The organism is Pseudomonas sp. S12(2018) (assembly GCF_024355235.1).
In the GTDB taxonomy this organism is placed as follows: Bacteria; Pseudomonadota; Gammaproteobacteria; order Pseudomonadales; family Pseudomonadaceae; genus Aquipseudomonas; species Aquipseudomonas palmensis.
The window spans coordinates 44,348-70,767 of record NZ_QLAD01000012.1; the positions used below are offsets into that span (position 1 = coordinate 44,348).

At 67.7% G+C, this 26,420-nt stretch carries 25 protein-coding genes; 15 read left to right on the plus strand and 10 right to left on the minus strand.

All coding sequences use genetic code 11. From position 1 onward, the window contains the following. Positions 1–210 precede the first annotated feature (210 nt). The 7 genes from DN388_RS23710 to DN388_RS23740 are packed head-to-tail and all read left to right on the plus strand — an operon-like array spanning position 211 to position 8,504. Entirely contained in the window at positions 211–1,266 is a 1,056-nt protein-coding gene (locus tag DN388_RS23710) for an ABC transporter substrate-binding protein (RefSeq protein ID WP_054915367.1), read from the plus strand. A gap of 15 nt (positions 1,267–1,281) precedes the next feature. Next, positions 1,282–2,016, plus strand: coding sequence for a class II aldolase/adducin family protein (locus tag DN388_RS23715; protein WP_043860481.1), 735 nt, complete (start codon positions 1,282–1,284; stop codon positions 2,014–2,016). 10 nt (positions 2,017–2,026) lie between these two features. Continuing rightward, positions 2,027–3,202, plus strand: a complete 1,176-nt coding sequence (locus DN388_RS23720; RefSeq protein ID WP_255002415.1) for an LLM class flavin-dependent oxidoreductase — start codon at positions 2,027–2,029, stop codon at positions 3,200–3,202. 10 nt (positions 3,203–3,212) lie between these two features. Beyond that, positions 3,213–4,787 carry an ABC transporter substrate-binding protein gene (locus DN388_RS23725; protein ID WP_078480145.1) on the plus strand — a complete coding sequence of 525 codons (1,575 nt, stop codon included), beginning with the start codon at positions 3,213–3,215 and terminating at the stop codon, positions 4,785–4,787. After that, positions 4,780–5,841, plus strand: a complete 1,062-nt coding sequence (locus tag DN388_RS23730) for an ABC transporter permease (RefSeq protein WP_043860484.1) — start codon at positions 4,780–4,782, stop codon at positions 5,839–5,841. The genes DN388_RS23725 and DN388_RS23730 overlap by 8 nt, the downstream gene beginning before the upstream one ends. A 12-nt stretch (positions 5,842–5,853) precedes the next feature. Further along, the gene (locus DN388_RS23735) at positions 5,854–6,672 is read left to right on the plus strand and encodes an ABC transporter permease (RefSeq protein ID WP_043860485.1); all 819 of its coding nucleotides are present in this window, start codon (positions 5,854–5,856) and stop codon (positions 6,670–6,672) included. Next, positions 6,669–8,504: an ABC transporter ATP-binding protein gene (locus tag DN388_RS23740; protein ID WP_255002417.1), complete on the plus strand. Its 1,836-nt coding sequence runs from the start codon at positions 6,669–6,671 to the stop codon at positions 8,502–8,504. Before DN388_RS23735 ends, DN388_RS23740 begins: the two co-directional genes overlap by 4 nt. On the opposite strand, the gene DN388_RS23745 is transcribed toward DN388_RS23740, so the two are convergent. The 6 genes from DN388_RS23745 to argC form a co-directional block, all read right to left on the minus strand. Continuing rightward, positions 8,398–9,684 carry a benzoate/H(+) symporter BenE family transporter gene (locus tag DN388_RS23745; RefSeq protein WP_104573100.1) on the minus strand — a complete coding sequence of 429 codons (1,287 nt, stop codon included), beginning with the start codon at positions 9,682–9,684 and terminating at the stop codon, positions 8,398–8,400. The genes DN388_RS23740 and DN388_RS23745 overlap by 107 nt on opposite strands. Before the next feature lie 60 nt (positions 9,685–9,744). Next, on the minus strand, positions 9,745–11,268 hold the full coding sequence (locus tag DN388_RS23750) for a PLP-dependent aminotransferase family protein (RefSeq protein ID WP_210015223.1): 1,524 nt from the start codon (positions 11,266–11,268) through the stop codon (positions 9,745–9,747). 85 nt (positions 11,269–11,353) lie between these two features. Next, positions 11,354–11,812, minus strand: a complete 459-nt coding sequence (locus tag DN388_RS23755) for a GNAT family N-acetyltransferase (protein WP_054915360.1) — start codon at positions 11,810–11,812, stop codon at positions 11,354–11,356. 113 nt (positions 11,813–11,925) lie between these two features. After that, entirely contained in the window at positions 11,926–14,289 is a 2,364-nt protein-coding gene (locus DN388_RS23760; protein ID WP_255002418.1) for a DUF262 domain-containing protein, read from the minus strand. Beyond that, positions 14,286–15,980, minus strand: coding sequence for a DUF262 domain-containing protein (locus tag DN388_RS25445; RefSeq protein WP_255002498.1), 1,695 nt, complete (start codon positions 15,978–15,980; stop codon positions 14,286–14,288). The genes DN388_RS23760 and DN388_RS25445 overlap by 4 nt, the downstream gene beginning before the upstream one ends. A gap of 403 nt (positions 15,981–16,383) precedes the next feature. Continuing rightward, the gene (argC, locus tag DN388_RS23770) at positions 16,384–17,307 is read right to left on the minus strand and encodes an N-acetyl-gamma-glutamyl-phosphate reductase (protein ID WP_100633949.1); all 924 of its coding nucleotides are present in this window, start codon (positions 17,305–17,307) and stop codon (positions 16,384–16,386) included. 111 nt (positions 17,308–17,418) lie between these two features. Here argC and DN388_RS23775 point away from each other — a divergent pair, with 111 nt between their 5' ends. From DN388_RS23775 to DN388_RS23785, 3 genes are all read left to right on the plus strand, one after another. Further along, entirely contained in the window at positions 17,419–18,303 is an 885-nt protein-coding gene (locus DN388_RS23775) for a LysR family transcriptional regulator (RefSeq protein ID WP_123752518.1), read from the plus strand. A gap of 73 nt (positions 18,304–18,376) precedes the next feature. Beyond that, on the plus strand, positions 18,377–19,096 hold the full coding sequence (locus tag DN388_RS23780) for a GNAT family N-acetyltransferase (protein WP_100633953.1): 720 nt from the start codon (positions 18,377–18,379) through the stop codon (positions 19,094–19,096). Between the two features lie 177 nt (positions 19,097–19,273). Further along, positions 19,274–20,125, plus strand: a complete 852-nt coding sequence (locus tag DN388_RS23785; protein ID WP_043860494.1) for a CAP domain-containing protein — start codon at positions 19,274–19,276, stop codon at positions 20,123–20,125. Positions 20,126–20,210: 85 nt separating this feature from the next. On the opposite strand, the gene DN388_RS23790 is transcribed toward DN388_RS23785, so the two are convergent. From DN388_RS23790 to DN388_RS23800, 3 genes are all read right to left on the minus strand, one after another. Further along, positions 20,211–20,678: a GNAT family N-acetyltransferase gene (locus DN388_RS23790; RefSeq protein ID WP_058540690.1), complete on the minus strand. Its 468-nt coding sequence runs from the start codon at positions 20,676–20,678 to the stop codon at positions 20,211–20,213. Between the two features lie 16 nt (positions 20,679–20,694). Beyond that, on the minus strand, positions 20,695–21,654 hold the full coding sequence (locus DN388_RS23795) for a DMT family transporter (RefSeq protein WP_078480222.1): 960 nt from the start codon (positions 21,652–21,654) through the stop codon (positions 20,695–20,697). Between the two features lie 77 nt (positions 21,655–21,731). Next, positions 21,732–22,460 carry an AraC family transcriptional regulator gene (locus DN388_RS23800; protein WP_043860496.1) on the minus strand — a complete coding sequence of 243 codons (729 nt, stop codon included), beginning with the start codon at positions 22,458–22,460 and terminating at the stop codon, positions 21,732–21,734. A 171-nt stretch (positions 22,461–22,631) separates the two neighbouring features. On the opposite strand from DN388_RS23800, the gene DN388_RS23805 reads away from it, so the two are divergent. The 5 genes from DN388_RS23805 (at position 22,632) to DN388_RS23825 (ending at position 26,013) form a co-directional block, all read left to right on the plus strand. Beyond that, positions 22,632–23,765 (plus strand): GGDEF domain-containing protein, encoded by a 1,134-nt coding sequence (locus tag DN388_RS23805; protein WP_255002423.1) that lies wholly within the window; start codon positions 22,632–22,634, stop codon positions 23,763–23,765. 75 nt (positions 23,766–23,840) lie between these two features. Continuing rightward, positions 23,841–24,083, plus strand: coding sequence for a hypothetical protein (locus DN388_RS23810; protein WP_054915353.1), 243 nt, complete (start codon positions 23,841–23,843; stop codon positions 24,081–24,083). A 17-nt stretch (positions 24,084–24,100) separates the two neighbouring features. Next, a complete protein-coding gene (xth, locus tag DN388_RS23815) occupies positions 24,101–24,889 on the plus strand; it encodes an exodeoxyribonuclease III (RefSeq protein WP_043860499.1) in 789 nt (262 codons plus the stop codon). Further along, entirely contained in the window at positions 24,886–25,611 is a 726-nt protein-coding gene (locus DN388_RS23820) for a DUF72 domain-containing protein (protein WP_213605717.1), read from the plus strand. The genes xth and DN388_RS23820 overlap by 4 nt, the downstream gene beginning before the upstream one ends. A gap of 72 nt (positions 25,612–25,683) precedes the next feature. Beyond that, positions 25,684–26,013 carry a hypothetical protein gene (locus DN388_RS23825; protein WP_043860501.1) on the plus strand — a complete coding sequence of 110 codons (330 nt, stop codon included), beginning with the start codon at positions 25,684–25,686 and terminating at the stop codon, positions 26,011–26,013. On the opposite strand, the gene DN388_RS23830 is transcribed toward DN388_RS23825, so the two are convergent. After that, on the minus strand, positions 26,010–26,312 hold the full coding sequence (locus DN388_RS23830; protein WP_043860502.1) for a hypothetical protein: 303 nt from the start codon (positions 26,310–26,312) through the stop codon (positions 26,010–26,012). The genes DN388_RS23825 and DN388_RS23830 overlap by 4 nt on opposite strands. Between the last annotated feature and the right edge of the window lie 108 nt (positions 26,313–26,420).

The following is a 26,420-nucleotide window of genomic DNA, read 5'->3' on the forward strand; positions in this document are numbered from 1 at the left end:
GGCTGCGGCCAGGTACGGGCGGCGGGGTGCTGCTGGGGCAGCAGCGGGGCGCCGATTGTTGCTCTGGCAGCAGCAGGGCAGCTGCAACACTGCTGCCAGGCCAGCACCCGGTGTTCAACAGGTCTTTAAAAAGCCAACAAAAACAATGAGTTGGTGAGTTGGCACGGGCGCTGCAATGGCATGGCTACCTTCGCTTGATGGAACATGCCCATGTCAATCGCCGCTACCTTGCCGTTGCCTGCCGCACCGGCCCTCGAACAGATCTGGTTCACCCGCTGCCCGGTGCCGACCGCCTCCGGCATTGCCTACACCCTGGGCTGGCTGGGGGAGGAATTCGCCGCCGACGGCCTGCCGGTGGAGACCCTGCAGGAGGCCCGCCAGCTCGGCCATCACCACTACGATCACCAGTTGCCCGGGCTGTTTCGCGAGGGCGGCAACGTGCCGGCCCTGGCCGCCCGCGCCGCCGGTTCGCCCAGCCGCCTGATCGGCCTGACCTGGATCGAGGAATGGCAGACCGTCCTGGTGCGCCCCGACTCCGGCATCCGCAGCGCCCGGGACCTCAAGGGCAAGCGCCTGGCGCTGCCGGCCTGGGGCGACAACCGCCCGGGCAGCATCGCCCGCGCCATGAGCCTGCATGGCTACAAGGGCGCGCTGAGCCTGGCCGGCCTGAGCTTCGACGATGTCGAACTGGTGGAAGTGGCGCTGCACAACCAGGACGACGCCCCCACCCCCGAGCAGGGCCTGCAGCGCCTGTGGTCGGGGCTGGACTACCTGGCCCGTGGCGAGGTCGACGCGGTGTACGTCAAGGGCGCCGCCGCTGCCGATGCAGCGCGCCGCCTGGGCCTGGTGGTGGGCATCGACCTGGACCAGATCAGCGACCCGCGTTACCGCATCAACAACGGCACGCCACGGCCGATCACCGTGCACCAGAGCCTGCTGGACAACCACTTCGAGCTGGTGGTGCGCTTCCTCGCGCAGACCCTGCGCGCCGCCGACTGGGCCAGCCACAACCGCGAGGCACTGCTGCGCATCCTGCAGGACGAGACCCGCGCCGGCGCCCAGGGCGTGGACGAAGCCTACCGTGGCGACTTCCACACCACCCTGGCCCCGGACCTCTCGGCCCAGCGCCTGGGCTACCTGGACATCCAGAAGACCTTCCTCAACCTGCATGGCTTTCTCGAAGCCGATTTCAACCTCGCCGACTGGGTCGACCCGCGTCCACTGCAAGCTGCCCATCAACTGCTGGCCCGGCGCGCCCGCGCCTGACCCAAGGAGTCCGCCATGACCGTACTGACCACCGAGCACCTGATCGACGCCGACCTCAAGGCCTTCATCGAGCAGGTGCTGCACGAGGCCGAACAGGCCTTCACCGTGTTCCGCGAAACCAACACCATCACCGCCGCCGGCACCGTGGGCTTCATCGAGCGCGTACCGGGCCGCGAGCTGCTGGTGTCGGTCAACTACCCAGGCCCGTGGGACTACCGCAAGCCGCTGCAGGCCACGGTCAGCGACTTTGCCGGCAACCTGGTGCATGGCCAGGGCAAGGGCGGGCTGGGCCGCTACACCCGGCTGTTTCGCGAAGACGCCGGCATCACCACGGTGTCCCACGTGCACACCCCGTACCTGGGCGCCTGGGCGCAGACCCAGCGCAGCCTGCCGTTCCACTACGTGCCGGTGCAGCGCTACCAGCTGGCCCGCGAGCTGCCGGTGTACATCGACCGGCGCCAGGACGAGGTCGACTTCATTCTCGAGCGCCTGGCCGAGAACCCCTACACCCCGGCGATTCTCGAAGCCAACGGCGGTGCGACCGTGTGGGGGCGCCAGGGCCTGCGCGCCACCGCCGAATTCATCCTGCTGCTGGAGGAGGGCGCGCAACTGCAACTGCTGGCCGAGTCCATCGGCGGCTCGCGCCCCTACGGCCCCGGCGTGCTCACCCAGCAATGGAACATGAGCAAGCTGATCGACCGCGCCCACGCGCTGGGCCTGGTCCCGGCCATCGACCGCCCACGCGCCTGAGGAACCTGCCATGGCCATCAAGATCCTGTGGTACCTCACCAGCCCCGACGGCCCCTACCCGTGGGAGCCCCAGGGGCGCTGGAAAACCGATTTCGCCCACCTCAGGCAACTGGCGGTGGCCAGTGACCGCCTGGGGTTCTACGGCGCCCTGCTGGGTTCAAGCCCCAACGAGAGCCTGGCGGTGTCGGCGGCATTGATCGATGCCACCGAGCGCCTGCGCTTTCTGGTGGCGCAGCACCCGGGCGAGCTGTCGCCGGCGGTGCTGGCCAAGTGGGCGCTGACCTTCGACGAGTTCTCCAACGGCCGCCTGCTGTTCAACGTGGTCAATGGCAGCGACGCGGGCCTGGCCACCCTGGGTGTGCATTACCCGCACGATGAGCGCTACCAGTTCAGCCTGGAATACTGGCGCGCTTTCCAGCGCATCTATGCCGGCGACACCGCCGGTTTCGACGGCCAGTACGTGCAGCTCGCGCCACGCCCGGCTGCGGCGGCGCGCCATCCGCTGGGCGGCTGGCACCCGCCGCAGCGCCTGGCGGTACCCCTGTGGGGCGCCGGCACCTCGGACGTGGGCGTGGCGCATTCGGTGCAACTGCTGGACGTGTACCTGAGCTTTGCCGACACCCCGCCCAGGCTGGGCGACAAGTTCCGCCGCGTGGCCGCCGAAGCGGCGAAGATCGGCCGCGAACTGACCTACGGCACGCGCCTGCAGGTCATCGTGCGCGAGACCGAGGCCCAAGCCTGGGCGCATGCCGAGAATCTGCTGCAACAGACCTCCCTGGCCACCGCCCGCGCCGCCATCGAGCGCCGCCTGCCGCCGGGCCAGACCCTGGACACCTTCCACAGCGACAACCCGCAGGTGCAGCGCAACGTGCAGAGCATCCGCGACGGGCGCCTGCCCACTGTGCGCGAGCTTGAGATCTACCCCAACGTGTGGACCGGCCCCAGCCTGTTCGGCTTCGACATACTCGGCCCGTCGTCCGGCACCTACCTGGTGGGCAGTGCCGAGCAGGTGGCCGAGCGCATTCGCGAGTACCAGCAGCAGGGCACCTCGGCGTTCATTCTCTCGGGCTTTCCGCTGATCGATGAAGCGCACCGGGTGGCCGACCTGCTGTTCCCGCTGCTGGAACTGGACCACGGGTTCGAGATCCCGCGCCTGGGTGCGCGCACCGCTGCCGAGACGGCCTAAGGAGCTGCCCATGCCTCATGAATTCTCGCGCCGGATCTTCCTCGGCAACAGCCTGGCCGTCGGCGGCGGCCTGCTGCTGGGCTCCAGCCTGCTGGGCGGCTGCGATGCCGGCGGGCCTGCCAGCAGCGCGGCGGCCAGCGCACGCCCGGGCACCCCGGTGCACGGCGGGCGCCTGCGCGTCGGCATCATCGACGGCGACCAGGCCGGCAACCTGGATGCACACAAGCCTTCCGGTGGCGGGATCATTCGCGGCTGGGCGCTGTACAGCAAGTTCTGGGAATGGAACGACGACGTCAGCACGCGCCTGGGCCTGGCCGAATTTGCCGAGCCCAATGCCGATGCCAGCGCCTGGACCATTCGCATCAAGCCGGGGCTGGAGTTCCACCACGGCAAGAGCATCGGCGCCGACGACATGCTGTTCTCGATCCTGCGCCTGACCGACCCGAAACTTGCCTCGCCATTTGCCGGGCTGGTGGGCGCCATCGACCGCCAGGCGCTGCGCAAGCTCGACGAGCGCACCATCGAGATCCGCTTCAAGCAGGGCCGCAGCTTCTTCCCGCTGGACGAGACCCTGATTGCCTTCGGCGGCATCGTGCCCACCGACTACGACCCGGTCAGCAACCCGGTGGGCGCCGGCCCGTACCGGCTCAAACGTTTCGTGCCGGGCCAGCGTGCGCTGTTCAGCCGTTTCGAAAACTACTACAAGCCCAACCAGCCATATGCCGACGAGCTGGAGATCATCGAATTCAAGGACCAGGTATCGCGCGTAGCCGCCCTGCGTGCCGGGCAGATCGACATCGCCAGCGGCGTGCAGGCCGAGCACAGTGCCTTGCTCAAGGCCGACCCGCGCCTGCAACTGGTGGTGTCGCCCACCACCTCGTTCAGTGGCTTCAACCTCAACACCGCCAAGGCGCCGTTCCAGGACGAGCGGGTGCGCCAGGCCTTCCGCCTGCTGGCCGACCGCCAGGAGCTGGTGGGCCGTGGCCTCAACGGTTTCGGGCGCATCGCCAACGATCTGTATTCGCCAACCGACCCCACCTACAACCATGCCATCGCCCAGCGCCCCTTCGATCTGGACCAGGCCCGTTCGCTGCTGCGCCAGGCCGGGCAGACCGACCTGCGCATAGAGCTGACCACCACCGCCAACGAAATCAACGCTGCCCTGGTGTTCGCCCAGCAGGCGAAGAAGGCCGGGGTCCAGGTCAAGGTCACGCCGGTGGACGCCTCGGTATTCAACGGCCCGCAGAAGGAGCAGTGGCTGATGTCGCCCGGCTCGACACCGGCCCGCGGCTTTCTGGCCACCGGCCTGCACAACGATGCACCGCTGGCGATCTACAACCGCAGCAACTTCCGTGACGAGCGCTTCAGTGCGCTGTTCACCCAGGCCCTCGGCCAGCCGGATCTGGCGCAGCGCAAGCAACTGGTACACGAGGCGCAGGCCATTCAGCACCAGCGCGGCGGCCTGCTGATCTGGGGCTTCACCGACGTGCTGGACGCCGCCTCGAACAAGGTCGGCGGCCTGCACGGCGAACAGACCACCTTCGCCTCCTGGCGCTTTGACAGCCTGTGGTTGAACCATGCCTGAACCGTGCGCAACCTCTCATCGACTGCCGGCCTGGCTGCCCTGGTTCATCGGGCGCCTGGGCTATGGCCTGCTCACCGCCTGGGTCATCAGCCTGGTGGTGTTCATCGCCACCCAGGCGCTGCCCTCGGACCCTGCACGCGTGATCCTGGGCCCCGACGCGCCGCTGGAGAGCATCCAGACCCTGCGCGAGCAACTGGGCCTGAACCGGCCGATCCTGCTGCAGTACCTGAGCTGGCTGGGGCAGGTGCTGCACGGTGACCTGGGCATCTCGCTGGATTCGAACCAACCGGTGGCCGGCATCATTCTCGCGCGCTTTGGCAATACCCTGGCGCTGCTGGGCGGCGTGCTGCTGGTGGTGGTGCCGCTGGCGTTGAGCATCGGCGTGAGCCTGGCGCTGCGGCGTGACAGCCGCCTGGACCGCTGGGCGCTGTCGGCGCTGATCTTTCTCAAGGCCACCCCGGGTTTTCTGCTGGCCATCGGGCTGGTGCTGCTGTTTTCCATGCCGCAGTTCAGCCTGCTGCCGGCGGTGTCGATCCTCGACCCGGACAAGCACCTGTGGCAGCAGCTGGAGTTTCTGCTGCTGCCGATCCTGGCCCTGAGCCTGTCGTCGCTGCCTTACCTGGCGCGGCTGGTACGCGCCTCGATGATCGAGGCGCTGGAATCCGACTACGTGAGTGCGGCGCGCCTGCGCGGGGTGCCCGAATGGCGCATCGTGTGGCGCCACACCTTGCCCAACGCGCTGGTGCCGGCAGTGCAGGGCGTGGCCCTGACCTTGCGCACCCTGATCGGCGGCGCGCTGCTGGCCGAGGTGATCTTCAGCTACCCCGGCATCGGCACCCAGCTCAACACCGCGATCCAGATGCGCGACCTGCCGCTGATCCAGGGCGTGGTGCTGGTGATCACCCTGGGCGTGGTGGCGATCAACCTGCTGGCCGACCTGCTCACCGTGCTGCTGACCCCCAGGCTGCGCACCGCGCGGCGGGCCACGCTGATCCAGCGCAACCGTCGCGGCATCCAGAGTTGGTGGCGACGCCCGGCAGCCAAGGCCCCTTGAGAGGAAGAGAGCATGTTCAGTGCAAGTGTCTGGCGTGAGCCGCAAATTCGTCGGGGTGGGCTGGTGACCCTGGCCATCGTGCTGCTGGCGCTGCTGGGCCCGTGGCTGGCGCCGCATGCGCCCACCGACATGGTTGGCGGGGTGTACGGGCCGCCCAGCGGCGAGGCGCCGTTGGGGCATGATTTTCTGGGCCACGACGTGGTGTCGCGGCTGCTCGGTGGCGGTGTGTCGATCCTGTGGATGTCGCTGGCGGCCGCTGCCATTGCGCTGGTGCTGGGCACGGCGCTGGGGCTGCTGGCCGGGTTGTCGCGCCAGCGCCTGGACCAGGCCATCACCTGGCTGGCAGATGTGTGGCTGGCGTTTCCGGACCTGATCCTGGTGCTGCTGATCGTGTCGATGCTGGGCCGCGCGCCGTGGCTGATCGTGATGACCGTGGCAATTGCCTTTACCCCCGGCGTGATCCGCCTGGCGCGCGGCAGTGCGGTGGCGGTGGCCAGCCAGGAGTTCGTGGAGGCGGCGCAGATGATGGGCTTTTCGCGCACGCGGATTCTGCTTCGCGAGATCCTGCCCAACGTGCTCACGCCGCTGCTGGTGCACTTTGGCAACATGCTGACCTGGGGCGTGGGCATGTTGTCGGGCCTGAGCTTTCTGGGTTACGGCGTGGCGCCGCCGGCGGCGGACTGGGGGCTGATGATCAACGAGAACCAGGCCGGGCTGCTGGTGCAGCCGTGGGCGGTGCTGGCACCGGCGCTGCTGATCGGGGTGTTCGCCTACGGCACCAACATTCTGGCCGAGGGCATTGCCCGGCACAGTGCGGGAGAACGCAAATGAATGCGCATGCCTTGATGGCCTCTTCGCCGGCAACGCCGGCGCCTACAGGTTTTGCACCGTCTGTAGGAGCCGGCGTTGCCGGCGAAGCGTTGCGGGTCGAGAACCTGCGGGTCGAACTCGCCAGCGGCGCCGATATCATCGACCACATCCACTTCAGCCTGGCCCCCGGTGAAATCCTCGGCCTTGTCGGCGAGTCCGGCTCGGGCAAGACCACCCTGGCCACCGCGCTGCTGGCCCATGCCCGGCGCGGTGCGCAGATTGCCGGCGGGCGCATCGACATTGCCGGCGCCTCGCTGCTCGAACTCAAGGGCGATGCCCTGCGCCGTGCCCGCGGCGGGCTGATCGGCTATGTTGCGCAAGACCCGGCCATGGCCCTCAACCCGGCGCTGCGCATCGGCAACCTGCTGCGCGAAACCCTGCTGGCCCACGAGCCCCTGCTTGCCCGCGCGGCCCAGGCCGACCGCCTGCAGCAGACCCTGGTGGACGTCGGCCTGCCCGGCGATCGCGAGTTTCTCAGGCGCTTCCCCCATCAACTGTCCGGCGGTCAGCAGCAACGGGTGATGCTGGCCCTGGCCTTCGTGCTGCGCCCGCGCCTGATCGTGCTCGACGAACCCACCACCGCCCTCGACGTCGGCACCCAGGCGCACATCCTGCAAACGCTGCGCAGGCTGTGCAAGGAGCAGGGGGTGGCAGCGGTGTACGTGTCCCACGACCTGGCCGTGATCAAGGACCTGGTCGACCGCGTGATGGTGATGTACGCCGGGCGCATCGTCGAGGTGGCGCAGCGCGAACGCCTGTTCGCGCGGCCCGCGCACCCGTACACCCTGGGCCTGCTGGCGGCGATTCCGGACGTGGCCCGCCAGCGCCCGTTGCAGGCGATTGCCGGCCATGCCCCGGCGCCCGGCCAGCGCCCGCAAGGCTGCGCCTTCGCCCCGCGGTGCGCGCGCCGCAGCGCTGCCTGCACCTCGCTGGAGCCGTCGCTGAATGCGCTGGACAGCGCGCAGCAGGTCGCCTGCCTGCACCCGCAACTGACCGCCGTGGCCGCGCCGGCGGTGGTGCCGGCAACGGTGCTCAGCTGCGCTGACACGCCGCTGCTGAGCCTGCGCGACCTCAACCTGAGCTACGACCGCCAGGTGCTGTTCGACCTGTCGCTGGACCTGTACAAGGGCGAATGCCTGGCGGTGGTGGGCGAGTCGGGCTCGGGCAAGACCAGCCTGGCGCGCACCTTGGCGGGGCTGGGCGATACCGCCCAGGCCGAGCTGACCTTCGACGGGCAGCCGCTGAGCCTGCTGGCGCGCCAGCGGCCCGCGGCCACGCGCCACCGTATCCAGTACATCTTCCAGAACCCGTACCGCGCCCTGAACCCGCGCCAGACCGTGGCGCAGTGCCTGCAAGCGCCCCTGGAGCACTTCTTCGGCCTCAAGGGTGCGGCCTGCCGGGCGCGTATCGACGCGGCGCTGGCACGGGTCGCGCTGCCCCCGGATGCGGCGCACAAGTACCCGCATCATCTGTCGGGTGGCGAGCGCCAGCGCGTGGCGATTGCCCGCGCGCTGGTGTGCGAGCCTTCGGTGCTGATCTGCGACGAGGTGACCTCGGCCCTGGACGTGTCGGTGCAGGCGGCGATCCTGGCGCTGCTCAAGCAGTTGCAGGGCGAGGGCATGACCCTGCTGTTCGTCACCCACGACCTGGGCGTGGTGCGCGCCATCGCCGACCGCGTGGTGGTGGTCAGGGAAGGGCGGATTGTCGAGCAGGGGCCGGCGCAGGATGTGCTGGACCACCCCCAGGCGGCGTACACCCAGGGCTTGCTGGCGCACTCGCCACGGCTGGGCTGAGCGGGCGGCCGGCGTGCATCAGCGCATGCACCAGCAGGCCGGTCAGCAACCCCCAGAACGCGCCGCCGATACCCAGCAGGGTGACATTGGCGGCGGTGGCCAGAAAGGTGATCAGCGCGGTCTCGCGAGTACGCGCATCGCCCATCGCGCTGGCCAGGCTGCCACCGATGGCGCCCAGCAGGGCCAGCCCGGCGAGGGTGGTGACGAAGGTGCGCGGCAGCACCATGAACAGGCTGGCCAGGGTCACGCCGAAAACCCCCACGGTGACGTAGAACACCCCGCAGGCGATGCCGGCGAGGTAGCGCCTGGCCGGGTCGGGGTGCGCGTCCTTGCCGGTGCAGATGGCCGCGGTGATGGCGGCCACGTTGAACGCATGGGCGCCAAACGGCGCCATCAGCAGCGACCCCAGCCCGGTGACCGTAATGATCGGGTTGGCGCTGGTGGTGTAGCCGTCGTTGCGCAGCACCAGCATGCCCGGCATGTACTGCCCGGTGAGGGTGATGACGAACAGCGGCAGCGCCACGCCGAACAGCGCGCCAAGGCTGAACTGCGGGGTTTCGAATACCGGCAGCGCCATGCTCAGGTGCACGCCGTGCAGGTCCAGGCGCTGCTGGGCCAGCAGCATGGCCAGGCCCGCCACCAGCACCCCGACCACGGCAAAGCGCGAGGTGAAGCGGCGCAGCACGGCGTAGGTGAGCACCAGCACGATCACCAGCAGCGGGTCGGCGCTGGCCCCGCCGAAGGCGTTGACCCCGAACTGCAGCAGGATGCCTGCCAGCAGCCCGGCGGCGATGCCGGCCGGTATCCAGCGCACCAGCCGCTCGAACACCCCCGACAGCCCCAGCAGGATGAAGCCGATGGCGCACAGTACATAGGCGCCGATCACCTCGCCATAGGGTGTGAACGGCATGACCGTGGCCAGGAACGCCACGCCCGGGGTGGACCAGGCGGTGATGATCGGCGCGCGGTAGCGCCAGCTCAGCCAGGCCCCGGTCAGGCCCACGCCGATGCTCACCGACCACACCCACGAGGCGGTTTGCGCGGCGGTCAGGTTGCCCAGTTGCGCGGCCTGGAACACCAGCACGAAGGTGCCGCCATAGTTGACCATGACGCTGATCAGGGCGGCCAGGGTGGGTGAGACGAGGTCACGCGGGTGCAGGCGCGAAGCGGTTCGGTTCATGGGCAGGTCCTTGCGGGATGGGCTGGGGTGCCGAGCGTATCCGCGCCAGGGGTGGCCCGATCAGTCCACCTCGCTGGCCTGCGCCAGACCGCTGCGCACGCCGGGGCGCAGGGCCTTGGCCAGGCGTGCCACGGCACTGCCGATCTGGTGCGGGGTGAGCGCTGCGAAGCCCAGCAGCCAGCCGCCCTGTGCCGGCGGCGTGGCGTACAGGCGGCTGAGGCCGGGCAGGTGGATGCCCGCCCGCGCGGCCTGGCGGATCGTCTCGGCCTCGCTCCAGCCGTGCTCCAGGCGGCACAGCATCTGCAGGCCGCCCGGTGGCAGCTGCGCGCTGGCGATGCCGCCCAGGTGCTGGTGCAGGGCCTCGGCCATGGCCTCGCGGCGCACGGCATACAGCGTGCGCATGGCGCGAATGTGCGCGGCGAAATGGCCGTCTTCGATAAACCGCGCCAGGGTCAACTGGGCCAGTTGCGGGGTGTGCCCGTCGAGCATGCTGCGCGCGTGGCTCATGGGCGCGACCAGGGCCGGCGGCAGCACCATGAAACCCATGCGCAGGCCGGGGTACAGCGACTTGGCGAAGGTGCCCAGGTAGATCGTGCGCTGCGCGCTGTCCAGGCCCTGCACGCAGGCGGTGGGCAGGCCGTCGTAGTGGAACTGGCTGTCGTAGTCGTCCTCGATGATCCAGCCGTTGCGCTCGGCGGCCCAGGCAATCAGGTCCAGGCGCCGTTCCAGGGCCAGGGTGACGCCGGTGGGGTACTGGTGCGACGGGGTGACGTAGACGGTGTTGGCGCCGCTGCGGTCGGCACGCAGCAGGTCGGTGCGCAGGCCGTGCTCATCCACGGCCACGGGCACCACCTGCAGCTGGGCCATCTCGAAGGCCTTGCGCGCGCCAAAGTAACCCGGGTCTTCGAGCAGGATCGGCCCGCCGGGGTCGGCCAGCACCTGCGCGCACAGGTACAGCGCCTGGCGCGCGCTGCTCAGCACCAGCACCTGGTCGGCGTGCACCCTGGCGCCGCGTTCCAGGTTCAGGTAGCGGGCGATGGCCTGGCGCAGCGGCGCGGCACCCAGCGGGTCGCCATGCAGCAGCACCTGGGCGCGGTAGTCCTTCTGGGCCTGGCGTTGCAGGCGGTCCCAGGTGTCGAGGGGGAAGTTGCGCGTCTCGGGCAGGCCGGTGGCGAAGGCCTTGACCTGCTGCTGGTCGCTGACCCCGCCGCTGGCCAGGATCGCCGCGCCACGGGCGCTGAGGCCGACGGTGGCAGGCGCGTGCTGCGGCGCGCCGGTGCGCGGGGGGCGTGCACCCAGCAGACGCGGCCCCAGGTGCTCGGCCACATAGCTGCCCGAGCCTGGGCGGCGGCAGATGCAGCCCTCCAGCTGCAGTTGCACATAGGCCATCTCCACGGTGTCGCGAGACAGTCCCAAGGAACTGGCCAGGGTGCGGGTGGCGGGCAGGCGGCAACCCGGCGGCAGTTCGCCGGCAAGAATGAGTTCGCGCAGGGCGCGCTGTACCCGCACGCGCAGCTCCAGCGGGGCCAGCTCGGCGGCGGCCAGGCGGATCTTCAGGGTGTCGAGTTGAAAACTGTGGGCCATGACGTCTGTGCAGTGAAGAAGGGCAGGCCGGCATGCTGACCTGCCAGGGCCCGGCTGTCCATGCCTGCCCTTGAGCGGGGGAAGGTTACAGCGCGATCTGGTAGAGGATCGTGCCGGGGTTGACGGCCACGCGGTTGTACAGCTGCTGGGCGCGATGGTTGGTCTGGTGGGTGTGCCAGTACAGGCGTGTGCACTGCTGCTGGTCGGCGGCGGCCTTGACCCAGGCGATCAGGTGCTCGCCGGTACCCTGGCCGCGCATCTGCGGGGCGACGTAGAGGTCTTCGAGGTAGCAGTAGTGGGTGGTCGACCAGGTGGAGCGGTGGATGACCCAGGTGACCATGCCGACCAGCTCGCCGTCGTACTCGGCCACTGCGGCGAACACGGGCTCGTCGGGGTCCAGAAAGCGCTTGAAGGTGGTGGCGTTGACGGCTTCGCCCAGGTCGACCTGGTAGAAGTCCTGATAGGCCAGCCAGAGCGGCAGCCAGGCCTCGAAGTCGGTGGGCTGGATGGGGCGGATGGCGAGTGATGCGGTACTGCTGGTCATCGCTGATGGTCCTCGTTGATGGCAAGGCTGCATGCCTCGCGACCTGCCCAAGCATAGGGGCAGGGCGCGGGCATCAACCGACCACTTGGAGGGCGGCGGGCAGTCCGCGTGCCTCAGGCCGCCAACACGCCGGCCAGCGCGACCAGCCGCTGTTCGACCGTGTCGCGGGGGCAGTGGCTCTGCAGGTAGCCGGCCTCGACGACAAAGTCGAAGTCCTGCTGCAGGGCATGGGCCAGGGCGTCGCGCCCGAGCAGTTCATCGACATCGATCTGCAGCAGGAAGCCATGCGGCGTGGAGGTGACATAGAGATGGGTGTGCACCTGCGGGCTGTGCCTGTGCAGCAGGTAGAAGTAGGGTTCGTCGGCACTGCCGGAAACCGGCACGTAGCCTTCGACCGACAGCGGTGCCAGTTGCGCCAGCCGCTGCGGGGTTTGCAGCCGTTGATGCAGGGCGAAGCTGAACAGCTCGGCATGGCTGCCACTCATGCGTTCCCTGGCCAGCAGGTACACCTGGTCGCGTTCGAAGCGCAGTTGGCGCAACGCGCAGTACCCGAGGGCCGAGGGGGTCTGGATCAGCACCTGGCGCCACGGCTCCCGCACCCGGGCCTGGTCGATGATGCGTTGCAACTGGGCCGGCAGCGGCCGGGTTTCGTCCAGTCGGTTCCAGAGGCAGAACAGCGTCACGCGCATGCCGTCTTCATTGGCCAGCAGGCGTTTCCAGGTGCCAGGGCCCGTGAGACCGTCGCCAAGGAACGAATGGTTGTAGCCGCGTTTGAGCAGGTAATCACCCTCGCTCAACAGCGCGCGCTCCCAGAGGAAGTCGTCGATTGCGCGTAGCCCGTGGTCGTCGAACATCTGCTCGGCCAGCGCAAGGCTGCTGGCAAAGTGTTCCTGCCAGGTGGCGTGCGCGTGGCTTTGCAGCGCCCAGGCGGCGCTGCTGTGGTCGAGCAGAAAATCGATCTGGCCCTGGAAGTAGCCGTGCTGCTCGGCGTGTTCGAGCAGCGGCCGCCATTGGCTGTCGGCGACGATCAGTTTCGCCTTGGTGATTTCCTCGCGCACCTGGGTACCGCGAAAGCCGCCGACGGGCCTGTCGACGCTGGCAAAGTGCGCGAGGATGTCCAGCGCCTGCTCCAGCATTTCGCCGAGCCCGCTGACGCTGCGCTTTACATCGTCCGGCCCGTCGTAGCTGGCATTGACCGACAGGTTGACCACCAGTCGCATCCACTCGCCAAATGCCTGCGGTTGGCTGCTGCCATGGCGGCGCAGGAACATCGCATAGCCGCAGAACTGCACCAGGCGGGTGTAGTTCAGTGGCTGGTCGCTGATGGCGTGGTTGAAGAAGGCGACCTCGTCGAAGTAGTGCGCCGTGGGCAACTGGGTGGCGAAATTGCCGGGCCCCTCGCTCCAGGCCTCGAGCAGCAGCATCAGGGTTTCGGAAAACGCATCATCGAGCCAGCCGTTGTCCTCGTACACCTGGTAGCTCAGGCGCTGCTGGCGGTTGCGCAGCTTGAGCAGGTCGGCTTCGTAGCCCGGCGCCTCGGGCGCGCGGGTGGCCGCGGCGACCATCTGCAACAGGTTCATCACCGCCTGGTCGAACAGGCGCATGGTCGCGGGGGCCGTGGCGTCATTGCGGGCGTTGCTGAAGTTCCAGAAAAAATCCGCCCAACGCGTGTCCATGCGCCAGGCGAAGAAGGTCGCGGTGCTGACCGGCTTGCCGTGCATCTGCCGGGTGTGACCGTCGAACTGGGTGTGCAGGTGCCGTTCATAGCGCGCCTTGAACGTCTCGAAGGCGGTCAGCGGCATGCCGCGGGCGTTCATCTTGATGTACAGGTCGTCGGCCAGGCCGAAGTCGTCCAGGTCGAGGATCTGGAAGCTGATCACCGGCCGCTGCACATCGATCAGGCGGGCAAAACGGGCGGTGGCGGCGTTGTGAAAGCGCTCGTGCATGGCCTGCAGCATGGTCAGGCATGACTGGATGGTGGGGTCCAGGCGCCAGTGGCGAAAGTACCAGGGCTGGTCGGTGAGGTGCTCGATCAGCGAGTCGTCGGCCCCCAGTGCGGGCGAGGGCGCATGCTGGCTGAGGGCGTCGAAGAACTCGCTGCTGCTGGGCCTGACACTGTAGGCGAATCGGGCGCTGCCGTTGGCGTTGCAGAACAGCTGGGTGAAGGCTGCCAGCTCACCGTCGCGTTGCGCCAGGTACCAGTGCAGCAGAAACAGTGTGGTCAGGCGCTGCTGGCCGTCGAGCGGGACGAATTGGCGCTGGGGGTTCAGCGTGCCGTAGACGAAGTCCAGGTTCAGCGGCAGGCTCGGGTCGTCGGGCGGCAGTGCCAGGGCGCGGGCCAGGGCACCGAGGAACTCGCTGCGCACCTCTTCGGTATCGGCCCTGCCCTGGGCGTAGTCGCGCTGGATCAGCGGGATGCGGGTGCCGGCGTAGCGCTCGAACAGCTGGCCGAAGATGATCTGGCTGTTGGCGCTCATGCGTGCTGCTCCTGCGGGTCGGCGAAGAAGGCTATCAGGGTGTGCAAGAGCGCAAGCGCGTAGCCCTTGCGGTCCTGTTCGCCCCAGAACAGCAGGTGCTTGACGTCAGGGCTGTAGCATTTGAGGAACAGGTTGCGCGTGCACAGCGGCACGAACACGCCGCCCTGGTCCAGGGCCAGCAGGCGCTCGCGCTTGACCGCGAAGATCGCGTTCTTGTAGCTGCGGTTGGTCTTCTGGTCGAGCAGCGTGAGGTTGCCGATGCTGTCGTCGACCTCCTGGTTTTCGCCGAACGCCTCCAGCACTGCCTGGTGGAGCGCGTTGAAAGCCTCATCGTCTGCACCCTTGGGGTCGCCAATGAATGCCTCCAGGGCCTCGCGCAGGGGCCGGGTTTCGGTCTTGTCCGGCAGGTGCGGCAGGCAGCGCTGCAGCCATTGCTGTTTTTCCTCGGCGCCGTTGAAGCGGTGGGCGGTGACCGAGCGCACATGTTCGATGTCCCAGCGCTCCTTCTTGAAGCTGTCGAACCGGAAGCGCACGTTCGATTGCGGGTTCTGCAGCAGGCTGGCGAGGTTGAACAGCAGCAGGGTCGCGCGAATGGCCGATCTGTCCCGCTGTGAGTAGTCCAGGCCGGCGAGGAAGGGCGAGAGCGCATCGGTAATGGCGTCGCGGGTAGCCGGCTGGGGCAGGGGCGAGCCGGTCAGTTGCATGAACACGCGCTGGCGCAGGCGCTGTTCGAACTGGCTCTTGGGCAGGCCTTGCGACAGGGCAAACAGCTCGGCCACGGCGACACCCTGTTGCACCAGAAAACCGATGATGTGGTAGAGCCGGCGGTCCTCGAACCATTCCTCCAGCAGCATGCAGGTGTTCTTGACCTGCTGCCATAGCGGTTGCGCCGAGGCGTCGGGGGCAGCCAGCCGGCGACTGTAGTGATGGAACACGGAGTAGCGCTGTCGGGCTGGCGCGCTTGCGCCTTCCAGCCGGGCTACCAGCTGGAACAGGAAGCCGATGCGGTTCTGCCCGGTGCTTGGCTGCTCGTTCAGGAAGTACCAGAGCGCGTCGTTCTGCAGGGCCTTTTCGAGTTGATCCCATTCGTGGGCGATGCGCAGTTGCTGGGGCGTTTCGCCCGAGGCGTCGTCGGCGTTGCGCTTGAGAAACAGCGCACGGATCAGCTCGTCGTCGGTCAGGGGGATCTTGCCGATGTTCAGGCGCGTGAAGGCGTCCACCGGGTTCTCGCTGGCGGCCAGCTCGTACCAGATGACCTTGGTGCGGTTGAGCAGGGTGGACTTGAAGTCGTCGACTTCGTTGTCGTGCTGATCGAACCAGTGCTCGATGCTGTGCATGGCCTGGTACAGGTGGAAGAAATCGACATTGCCGCGGGCCTGCTCGGCCGAGGGCTCGAGCAGAAAATCCGGCAGGTGCGGGCGGGTTTCGTAGCTGAGTTCGAACACCGGTGCGCGGTGTTTTTCGGTGAGCCGCTGGTTGAAGAAACGCAGAATCAGCAGCAGCGTGGTGAGGCGCTGCTGGCCGTCGACCACTTCATACTGGCCATTGTCGCGGGCCTTTAGCACCAGCGGCTGCAGGCAGTAGAAGTCGTCGTTCTGCGGGTTCTTGCGGTAGGCGAACTCGAGGATGTCTTCCAGCAGTTGTTGCACCTGCTCGGGTTTCCAGCGGTAGCCGCGCTGGTAGGCGGGGATCCAGAAGCGATTGACCGGGCTTTACCTGTCCTCCCTGATCAGCTGGTGGACGGGCTTGGGCCGAAAATCGGGTGAGGTCATTGCAATGGTCCTTATTGCCGAGGGTGCGCAACAGCCGAGCGATGGCAGAGTGCCTTGGTGGGGCGAGGTTGGCAACGGAGTGGGCAGAAAAACCGCGTGGGCAGGTTTTGCTGGCGCTGCGCACCAGATCGCGGGGCAAGCCCGCTCCCACGGCCTGGCGGCCCGAAACAGATCATTTTGAGCCATGCATAATCCGCTTCTGCCCGCAGGGCGTGGGAGCGGGCTTGACCCGCGAATCGAGCGCGAAGCGGTCGCAGGGCCTACATGCACAATGCAGGCTTTTGCTGCGAGGCCACCGCGCCAATCGCCAGGGAAGTGCCCTTCACTCACCCCCCATCATCAGGTCCAGATTCTGCACCGCCGCCCCCGCCGCGCCCTTGCCCAGGTTGTCGAACACCGCCGCCAACAGCACCTGCTCGCCATTCTCGAACACCATCAGGCGCAGGTCGTCGGTGCCGTTCATCACCTGCGGGTCCAGGTACGTCAGCGCCTTGGCCTGCTGCAACGAAAGCACCTCGACGTGCTGCAATTGCGCATAGTGCTCGGCCAGGCACGCATGCAAGCGCTCCCCGGTAACACCCGGCGCCAGCAGCCGCAGTTGCACCGGGATGGTCAGCACGATGCCCTGGCGGAACGCACCATAGGCCGGCATGAACATCGGCCGCTGGCCCAGCCCGCTGTACTGCTGGATCTCCGGCACGTGCTTGTGCGCAAGCCCCAGCCCATACGCCTGGTATGCCGGCGCCCCGGCCGCATCCGGCCCCTCGTACAGCTCGACACCGGCACGCCCGGTGCCCGAGTAGCCCGACACGGCATGCAGGCTGGCAGGGTAGTCCTGCGGCAACAGGCCGGCATCGATCAACGGCTTGAGCAGGCCGATGGCCCCGGTCGGGTAGCACCCGGGGTTGCTCACCCGCTTGGCTGATGCAATGCGCTCGGCCTGCTGCGGGCTCATCTGGGCGAAACCATAGACCCACTCCGGGTGGGTACGGTGCGCGGAACTGGCGTCGATCACCCGCACCGCCGGGTTGCGGATGCTGGCCACCGCCTCGCGCGCGGCATCGTCGGGCAGGCACAGCATGGCGATGTCGCAGGCGTTGATCGCCTCGGCGCGGTGCTGCGGGCTCTTTCTGTGTTCGGCGGGCAGGGTCAGCAACTGCAGGTCGGTTCGGCCCTGCAGGCGCTGGTGGATCTGCAACCCGGTGGTGCCCTGGTCGCCATCGATGAATACAACGGGTGTGGCCATGAGTGTGCTCGCACGTGAAAAAGGTCAGGGCTTATCTTCGATGCGCGGTTAAGATAGGAAAAGTTGAATTTGACAAAGGTCAGGTTCAGTTTTACTGAAGAGGCAACATCCATGCGTGAAATCAGCCTGGACCGTTTGCGTACCCTGGTGGCGATTGCCGACCTGGGGTCGTTCGCCGAAGCCGCCCGGGTGCTCAACCTGGCGCCGCCCACGGTCAGCCTGCATGTCGCCGAGCTTGAAGCGCGGGTGGGCGGCACCCTGCTTTCGCGCACCCGCGGCAACGTGCAGCCCACGGCCATCGGCGAAACCCTGGTGGAGCGCGCCCGCCGCCTGCTGGCCGACGCGCAGCAGGCACTGGACGACGTGCAGCGCCAGGTGCTGGGCCTGGCCGGGCGCGTGCGATTGGGGGCGTCCACCGGGGCGATTGCGCAACTGATGCCCCAGGCGCTGGAAACCCTGGGCCATGCACACCCCGGCATCGATGTGCAGGTGGCGGTGCTGACCTCGCGCGAAACGCTCAATAAGCTCGCCGAGGGCTCGCTGGACATCGGCCTGGTGGCCCTGCCGCAAAGCCCGGTGAAGGGGCTGAGCATCGAGCCCTGGCGGCGCGACCCGGTCATGGCGTACCTGCCGGCACGCTGGGACTGCCCGGCGCAGGTCACGCCCGAGTGGCTGGCGACCCAGCCGCTGATTCTCAACGACAGCAGCACCGGGCTGTCACGCCTGACCTCGGAGTGGTTCAACGCGGCCGGCCAGCAGCCGGTGCCGCGCATCCAGCTCAACTACAACGATGCGATCAAGAGCCTGGTGGCTGCCGGCTACGGCGCCACCCTGCTGCCCAACGAGGGCTCCACGCCGCTGGCCGATGCGCGCATCGTGATGCGCCCATTGCAGCCGCTGCTGTGGCGCCAGCTGGGCATCGCGCACCGCAGCGGCGAGGTGGAGCGTGCCACCGGCCATGTACTGCAGGTGCTGTGGGGCTTGAGCGCGGGGTAGGGCGGGGCCGCGCAGACCTGTAGAATCCCCGCCAGGACCGCAAGGTCACCCTGTTTCCGGAGCCAGACGCCGCATGCCTGTCATCACCCTGCTGCAAACACCCCCCGACGAACCGATCAAGGGCCAGATCCTGCAGATGGTGGTCGACTACCTGACCGACATCAGCAGCGTGGCCCTGCCGCCGAGCAACCCGCTGTACAGCCTCTACCAGTACGGCATCGGCTATGAAGTGCACCTGTACCTGGAGGCCCTGAGTGGCGCGCGCGGCATCCCGGTGGAGCTGCTGGTGGCCACCGACGAGCAGGACCCCTCGCTGCTGCTGGGGTTCGTGCTGTACCTGCCGGTGCAGGACGACCCCCAGGCCTGTGCGGTGGCGTACATGGCGGTACTGGCCGGGCATCGGCGCCAGGGCATCGCCCGGGCCCTGCTGGGGCAGGTGCGCGAGCGCTACCCGCACGTGGAGCTGGCCTGCGCCGTGGGCAAGGTTGCGTATTTCGAGGCGATGGGCTTTCAGGTGCTGGGGGCACGCGGGCCGCAGGTATTGATGAACACCCGCGATCACGCCACCGAGGGGCTGCTGGCGGTGCTCGACGTGGCGCCGATCTACCGCACCCTTGAGGTCCAGCAGATTCACGCCTACCTGCTCAAGCAGCACGGCAAGCGGGCCATGGTGGACGCCGAAAAGCAGCGCGACCGTCATCTGGATCAACTCACCCGCCAGGCCAGGGCATTCGTGCAGCAGCGCCTTGGCGACACGGGCGCGCAAGCCGCTGCCAGCCTGCGGCTGGTGTGAGGGTAGGGGCGTCAACCGGTGGATTTGTGCGCAGGGCAAGGAACGCCGGCCGGCACTGCGCATCCAAGCTCGATAGCGGCGCACAGGCAGGTATTGATAATGCGTCGCATCCCGTGGTGCTACGAAAGCAACACAAAATCCCGCATCATGGGCGCAGTTTGTTCAAGGGAGAGTTACATGCACGACTTATCATCCAGGCTGCGTCTGGGCGCGTTGGCGCTGGGCATGCTTGTCACCACGCTGGCGGTGGCGAGCGACGAGACGCAACTGGTCGAGTCGATCAATGGCTATCGCAGCCAGTCGCAACGTTGTGCCGAGCAGGTGTCGCTGGAGCTGCCGCCGCTGGCCAGCGACCCGCGCCTGGTGCTCCCGGCCAACGGTGTCGGCGACTTGCAGCAGGCGCTGGTGAAGGCCTCGTACCCGATGGTCAGCGTGCAGGCCATCAGCCTGTCGGGGCCGCGCGATGCAGCGGCAGCGATGAAGGCGATCCAGGAGAGCTTCTGCAAGGTGGTGCTCGACCCGCAGTTCGTCGATGTGGGCGTGAGCCGCGAAGGGCGTGACTGGCGCATCGTGCTGGCGCGCCCACTGCTCAGTGCCAAGCTGGCGGAGTCGCAGGTGGAGGGGCAGAAGCTGCTCGATGCGATCAACAGTGCGCGGGCCCAGCCGCGCCAGTGCGGCGCCCAGGCCTATGCGGCCAGCGCGCCGCTGGCCTGGAATACCACCCTGGCAGAGGCATCACAGGGCCATACGCGGGCCATGGCCAACGGCAATTTCTTCGACCACCGCGACCGTGACGGGCGCATGCCGGGCGACCGCGCCGAGTTGCAGGGCTACAGCTATCAGCTGATCGGGGAAAACATCGCCGCCGGGCAGGACAACGTGCGCAAGGTGGTCGATGGCTGGCTGGCCAGCGCCGGGCATTGCGCCAACCTGATGAACCCGCAGTTCAAGGAGCTGGGCGCGGCCTATGCGGTGGACCCCAAGAGCGATGCGGGGATCTACTGGACGGCGATGTTCGGGACGAAGTGACAGCATCGCGGGTCAAGCCCGCTCCCACAAGGCACACCGCCATCCTTGTGGGAGCGGGCTTGACCCGCGAGAGGCCGGCGCCGACCTACACCAGTACCTTGGTCATGGGCACACACGCCAGGTCGATGCCCCGGGGAGAGTGATAGAGCGCTGTCGCTTCGCCCACATAACCACACTGTCGATAGAAGGCTGCTGCGTTCAGCGTGGCGTCCAGGTTCACCTGCGCCAGCCCCAGGTTGCGCGCCAGCGCTTCAAGAAACGCCAGCATCTGTTTGCCCAGGCCTTGCTGCATGTACCCCGGCAACACGAAGATCGCCCCGATTTCACGGGCATTCACATCCAGCATGCCGGTTGCCACCGGCTCACCTTCGATGCACCCCATGTAGAAGTGACTGGCCATGAGGCTGGCGTAGCCATCCTCGGCCGTGCCCGCCGTCCAGGCCAGCATCTGTTCTGCCGGGTAGGCCCCGATGCAGTGATGACGGACTGCCTCCCGACGTATGTCGTAGGCCACTTGGGCATCGGCGCTGGTAGCGGGTCTGATGGTGAGCATTTCACAGTCCATTGGTTCAGGAGGAGGTTGCGGTGGCACTGGCAGTATCGCTGCGGTGGCAGTTCAGGCACCAGACCACGCCACCGACCAGCAGCGCAATAGCAACCAGCTCCAGCGCACCGGGCAGCCGCTGTTCCCACAAAAAGCCGAACAGCAGCGCCGCCAGGGTTTCCACCACCAGCACCTGGCCGCTGAGCGCCAGCGGCAGCAGCCGGCTGGCCTGGTTCCAGAAGGCGCCGCCGACCACCGACGATAGCAGCGCCACGCCCGCGGCCACCAGCACGAAGTGAACCCAGGTTGCCGCGCCATGGGCCGCCACTTCAGGGCCCAGCACCGGAATCGCCAGCACCAGCGCCTGTGCGCCGGTCATCAGGCCCGTGAGCAAGGCCCAGTCGTGGGAGGACACGCCGCCGACCAGGGCCAGCCGACGGGCATTGGCCACCGCGTACCAGCTCCAGCTCACCAGCGCGCCCACGGCGCACAGCAGGCCGGCTATCACCTGGCCGCTGCTGGTGCGGGTGTCGGCGCCGCTGTGCAACGCATCGAGGCTGATCAGGGCCACGCCGGCCATCGCCAGCGTCAGCGAGGGGATCAGCCGCCGCACAGGCACCGCGTTGGCGTCATGGCGCCCCGCCAGGGTCACCAGCACCGGGATCAGACCGACGATCAACGAGGTGGTGGCGATGCCGACCAGTTGCACGCCGCTGCCCACCAGCGAGTAGTACACCAGGTTGCCCACCAGGCTCAGCCAGAACAGCGAGACCCAGTCGGCACGGGTGAGCTGCGCGCATACCCGGTGCAGGCGCGGCATCAGCAGCACCAGCGAAAACAGCCCGTAACACAGGAACCGCAGTACCGCGAACTGCACCCCGCTCAACCCTGGGGTGAGTTCGGGGCCCAGGAAGATCACGCCCCAGCACACCCCGGCCGCCACGCCGTAGCCAAGCCCCTTTACCAACGAACGATCAGCGAACATCGCACCACCCCTGCCGTGAAAGGTGCCCAGCATGCGGGTTTTGCCAGTGGTGGTATTGGCGCCGACTGCGGGGTTTTTTACCCAGGCTGTTGCTGGCGCCTGCGGTAGGCGGCGGGAGTGATGCCGCCCACCCGCTGCATGGCGCGGGTAAGGGCGGCCTGGTCGCTGAAGCCGCTGCGCAGGGCGATCTCGGCAATCGGCAGGTGGCTGTCGCCCAGCCAGCGCTGCGCCTGCTCGATCCTTACGCGGGTCAGCCAGCCCTGCGGGGTGCAGTCATGCAGCTCGCGAAAGCGCTGATGCAACTGGCTGAGGCTCATGCCCGCGACATGGGCCATGCGCTCGTTGCTCCAGGCGGCGGCTGGTCGGGCGTGTACCTGGGCAATCAGGCGGTTGAGGCCGGGGTTCGGCTGCACCGGCAGGGCGGCCAGCGACGCCAGCAGCAAGGGCGCCAGGTGCGTTGCAGTGGCCGCCAGCTGGTCACGGCCGATGAGCTCGGCATATTCGATCAGGCGCCGGGTGGCGGGCGGGATGGCGACGTAGGTGCGTTGCGCCAGCGCCGTGAACGGCTGGCCGTGCAGTGCATCGGGGGCACAGTCGAGCACCAGGAAGCGACTGCCGGGCTGCGCCAGCTGCGCGTGCTGCGAACCGGGTCGCACCAGCGCCGCCAGGGCATTGTCGATGCTGCCGCCACGGCCATCCACGTCGATTTCCATGCGCCCGCAGATGGGCAGCACCAGTTGCGTGAAGTCATGCTGGTGATGAGCGCTTTCAGCCTGATAGCTGCGAATATCGAGGTTCAAGACCAATGGTGCACTCCTGGCGTCAGACGTCGGCATGGCCGCCGTGCGCACAGGCTATCCTCGACCCTCTGAACATTCAATCGCACGTGCGCGCCCCAGCCGACAGCCGGCTGTTCGAGATGATCGCACAGTGCCACAATGCGGCTTACCAGCGCTTCACCATAGCGGGCATAGCCAATGGATCATCCCTTTTCGCACCCTGATACCACTGTGGCGCAACTGGCCCGTACCGACCGTTTGCAGTTGCTGTTCCGTCAGTCGCTGACCGCGGTCTACGGCAGCTTTCTTGGCGCTGTGATGCTGTGCTGGCTGTGCTGGGACTACATCGAGCACAACGTCGCGTTGAGCTGGATCGGCGTGCTGAGCGTGGCGACCCTGTCGCGCATCGTGCTGTTCACCGCTTACTACCGCAGCCCCGAGACCAGCCATACCCCCTCGCGCTGGGAGCGCAGATACTGGGTCACCCTGGTGTTCAGTGCCGGCGTGTGGGGCCTGGGGGCGCTGGCGGTGATGCCGCACGACAGCCTGCTGGCCCAGGCGATCGTGCTGTTGTTCGCCGTGGGCATGTCGGGCAGCGCGGTGTCCTGCTATTACGCCTACCGCTCGATGACCCTGGCCGCCATCGGCCTGGTGCTGCTGCCCTGCACGCTGTGGCTGCTGTTTCAGCCCTCGCAGCTGCAGACCGGCATGGCCCTGGCGGTGCTGGTGTTTTCCTCGTTCATGCTGCGTGCCACCGGCAAGCTCTGCGCGGCGCTGGAGAAGGCGTTATGCCTGACCCACGAGATGGAACGCGCGCACCACATCGCCAGCAGCGCGGCGCAAACCGATGAGCTGACCGGCCTGAAGAACCGCCGGGCGTTCTTCGAACATGCCCAGCAGTTGTACTCCCACAGCCAGCGCGAGCAGCGCCCGCTGTGCGCATTGATGCTGGACATCGATCACTTCAAGCGCATCAACGACACCTACGGTCATCAGGTCGGCGACGAGGTGCTGCGCCAGATCGGCGGGGTGATCAAGGCCTCGTTCCGCGACACCGACGTGTACGGTCGGCTGGGCGGCGAGGAGTTCGCGGTGCTGCTGGCCGACACCCCGATGGACACGGCGCTGGGCATCGCCGAACAGTTGGCGCAAGCCATCGCCCAATTGCAGTTCGTGCACCACAGCGACGGCCGCCAGGGCATGACGGCCAGCTTCGGCGTGGCGGTGGCCAGTGCGGCGCACAGCGACCTGCACACCTTGCTCAACAGCGCCGACCAGGCGATGTACCGTGCCAAGGCCCAGGGGCGCAATCAGGTGGTGGCGGCCGACTGACCGCCTGTGCACTGCAACTGAACGTTCGGTCGCGCCCGGCACTCACTAGAGCTGAGTGACCCAGAGGACAATGCCATGTCGGTTGACCGCAATACGCCTGAACTCAAAGCCTGGTATGCCGTGCTGGACGATCAGAGTTACCGGCTGGAATCGCCGGATGCCTACCACCAGGCCCTGGTCAGCCTGGCCCAGGCGCTGCTGGACGACGGTGCCATCGAATGGGACGACTGGCTGGCGCTCAAGGCCATGGCCGACGAGGCGAACACGCACGCCATCGAAGCGGCCGTGGAGGCCAAGGTCGACGACCCGGATACCTGATCGCCAGGGAGGTGCGGATGAAAACGCTGAAGATCGCCACATTCAACATCAACGGCCTGCGGGCACGGCTGCCCAACCTGCTGGCCTGGCTGGAGCGGGAACAGCCCGACATCGCCTGCCTGCAGGAGCTCAAGGCGGTAGACAGCGCGTTCCCTGTGGCTGACTTCGAAGCCCTCGGCTACGGCTGCCTGCACCATGGCCAGGCGTCGTGGAACGGCGTGGCGATTCTGGCCCGTGACGCGCAACCACTGGAGGTGCGCCGCGGCTTGCCGGGAAGCGAGGACGATACGCAAAGCCGGTATCTCGAAGCGGCGGTGCTGGGCATTCAGGTCGGCTGCCTGTACCTGCCCAATGGCAACCCGCAACCGGGGCCCAAGTTCGACTACAAGCTGGCCTGGTTCGAACGCCTGATCGCCCACGCCCAGGGCCTGGTGAACAGCGAGCACCCGGTGCTGCTGGCCGGCGACTTCAATGTGGTGCCCACCGACCTGGATATCTACAACCCGCGCTCCTGGCTCAAGGACGCGCTGCTGCAGCCCGAAAGCCGCGAATGCTACCAGCGCCTGCTGGCCCAGGGCTGGACGGACGCGATCCGCCACCTGTACCCGGACGAGCGGGTATACACCTTCTGGGACTATTTTCGCCAGCACTGGCAGAAGAACTCGGGGCTGCGCATCGACCACCTGCTGCTCAACCCGCCACTGGCCAGGCGCCTGAAAAACGCCGGGGTCGACGCCTGGGTGCGCAACGAAGCGCATGCCAGCGACCATGCACCCACCTGGATCGAACTCAAGGCCGCTCGATGAGCCCCTTGTTACGCATCGGCTGTGCCGGCTGGAGCCTGCCGCGCGCGTACTGGCCGGCGTTCGCCGAGCAGGGCACGCACCTGCAGCGGTATGCGTCGCGCCTGCCGGCCGTGGAAATCAACAGCTCGTTCTACCGCCCGCACCAGCCCGCCACCTATGCGCGCTGGGCTCATGCGGTACCGCCAGGCTTCGCATTCTCGGTCAAGGTGCCCAAGCAGATCACTCATGTGCAACGCCTGCATGACTGCGCCGGGTTGCTGGATGCGTTTGTGCAGCAGTGCACGCAGCTGGGCGAGCGCCTGGGATGCCTGCTGGTGCAGACCCCGCCATCGCTGGCCTGCGAGCCGCAGGTGGCGCAGGCGTTCTTCGGTGCACTGCGTGAGCGCTACGCCGGCGCCGTGGCGTTCGAGCCGCGCCATGCCTCCTGGGCCGACGCCGGGGCGCTGCTCGACCGCTGGCGCATTGCCCAGGTGGGGGCCGACCCCAGCCCCATCGGTGCCGTGCAGCCAGGTGGCTGGGCCGGCTTGCGCTATTGGCGCCTGCACGGCTCGCCACGCCTCTATCACAGCGCCTATGGGCACGAACGCCTGGCACTGCTGGCCCAGGACATACGCCAGGCCCTGCAGACCGGCGTGGAGTGCTGGTGCATCTTCGACAACACCGCCAGCGGCGCTGCGGTAGGCGATGCACTGGGCCTGCTGCAACTGCTGGAGGACACATAAGGCAATTTGCTGGCCCCGACGCCTTTTCATCCTTGGCAAACTCGCCGCCTTTCAACGGGTTAGGATGACTTCATGCGAGGTTTCGTGATGACCGTGGCCGTGTGCGCACTGGCCACCTTCTCGCTGGCGACGCACGCCAAGGCGCTGAACAAGAATGACCGCTTCGTGTGCAGCTGGGGTTCGGAGATTGCCGCCGGTGCGCAGCAGTCCAAGCTGTCCGGGGTCACGCTGTATGCCGCGCGCAAGCGTCTGCAATCGCGCAAGTTCCCCAAGCCGTGGATGCGCATGACGGCCATGGGCATTACCGAACAGACCTACAACAGCCGCTCGCGGCTCAAGCCGCCAGCCATCAAGCAGACCTACTACGAACAGTGCGCGCGCCATGCCATGGCGCAGCGCTAGGCGCCGAGCAGGCGCTCGATCCGGGCCAGTTCCCAGGTGCTGAGCAGGTAGACCGGGTCGGTGCCGTAGCGCAGGCCAGGCTCGTACACCCGGCCATCCGGGCTCTGGCAGCGCTGGCAGTGGTGCAGGTGGCCGTGTTCGACATCCAGGCTCAACTGCCAGCCGTCGATCTGCACCTGCATCACGCCACTGGCCGGTTGCGCCTGCAGGCACTGCAGGCTGGCCAGCCCCAGGGCGGCGTCACGTAGCTGCTGGCACACCTCGCGGGCGGTGAGGGTGTGGTCAGTGGGCGCGTTCATCCATACCTCCCGGAAAAAAGCGTCACTTTATGCGGTGGCGCGGGCGATGTCTTCGCCTGCCTGAGTCGCGCTATAGTCGCCGGCTTGTCGAAGCCCAATGAACGAGGT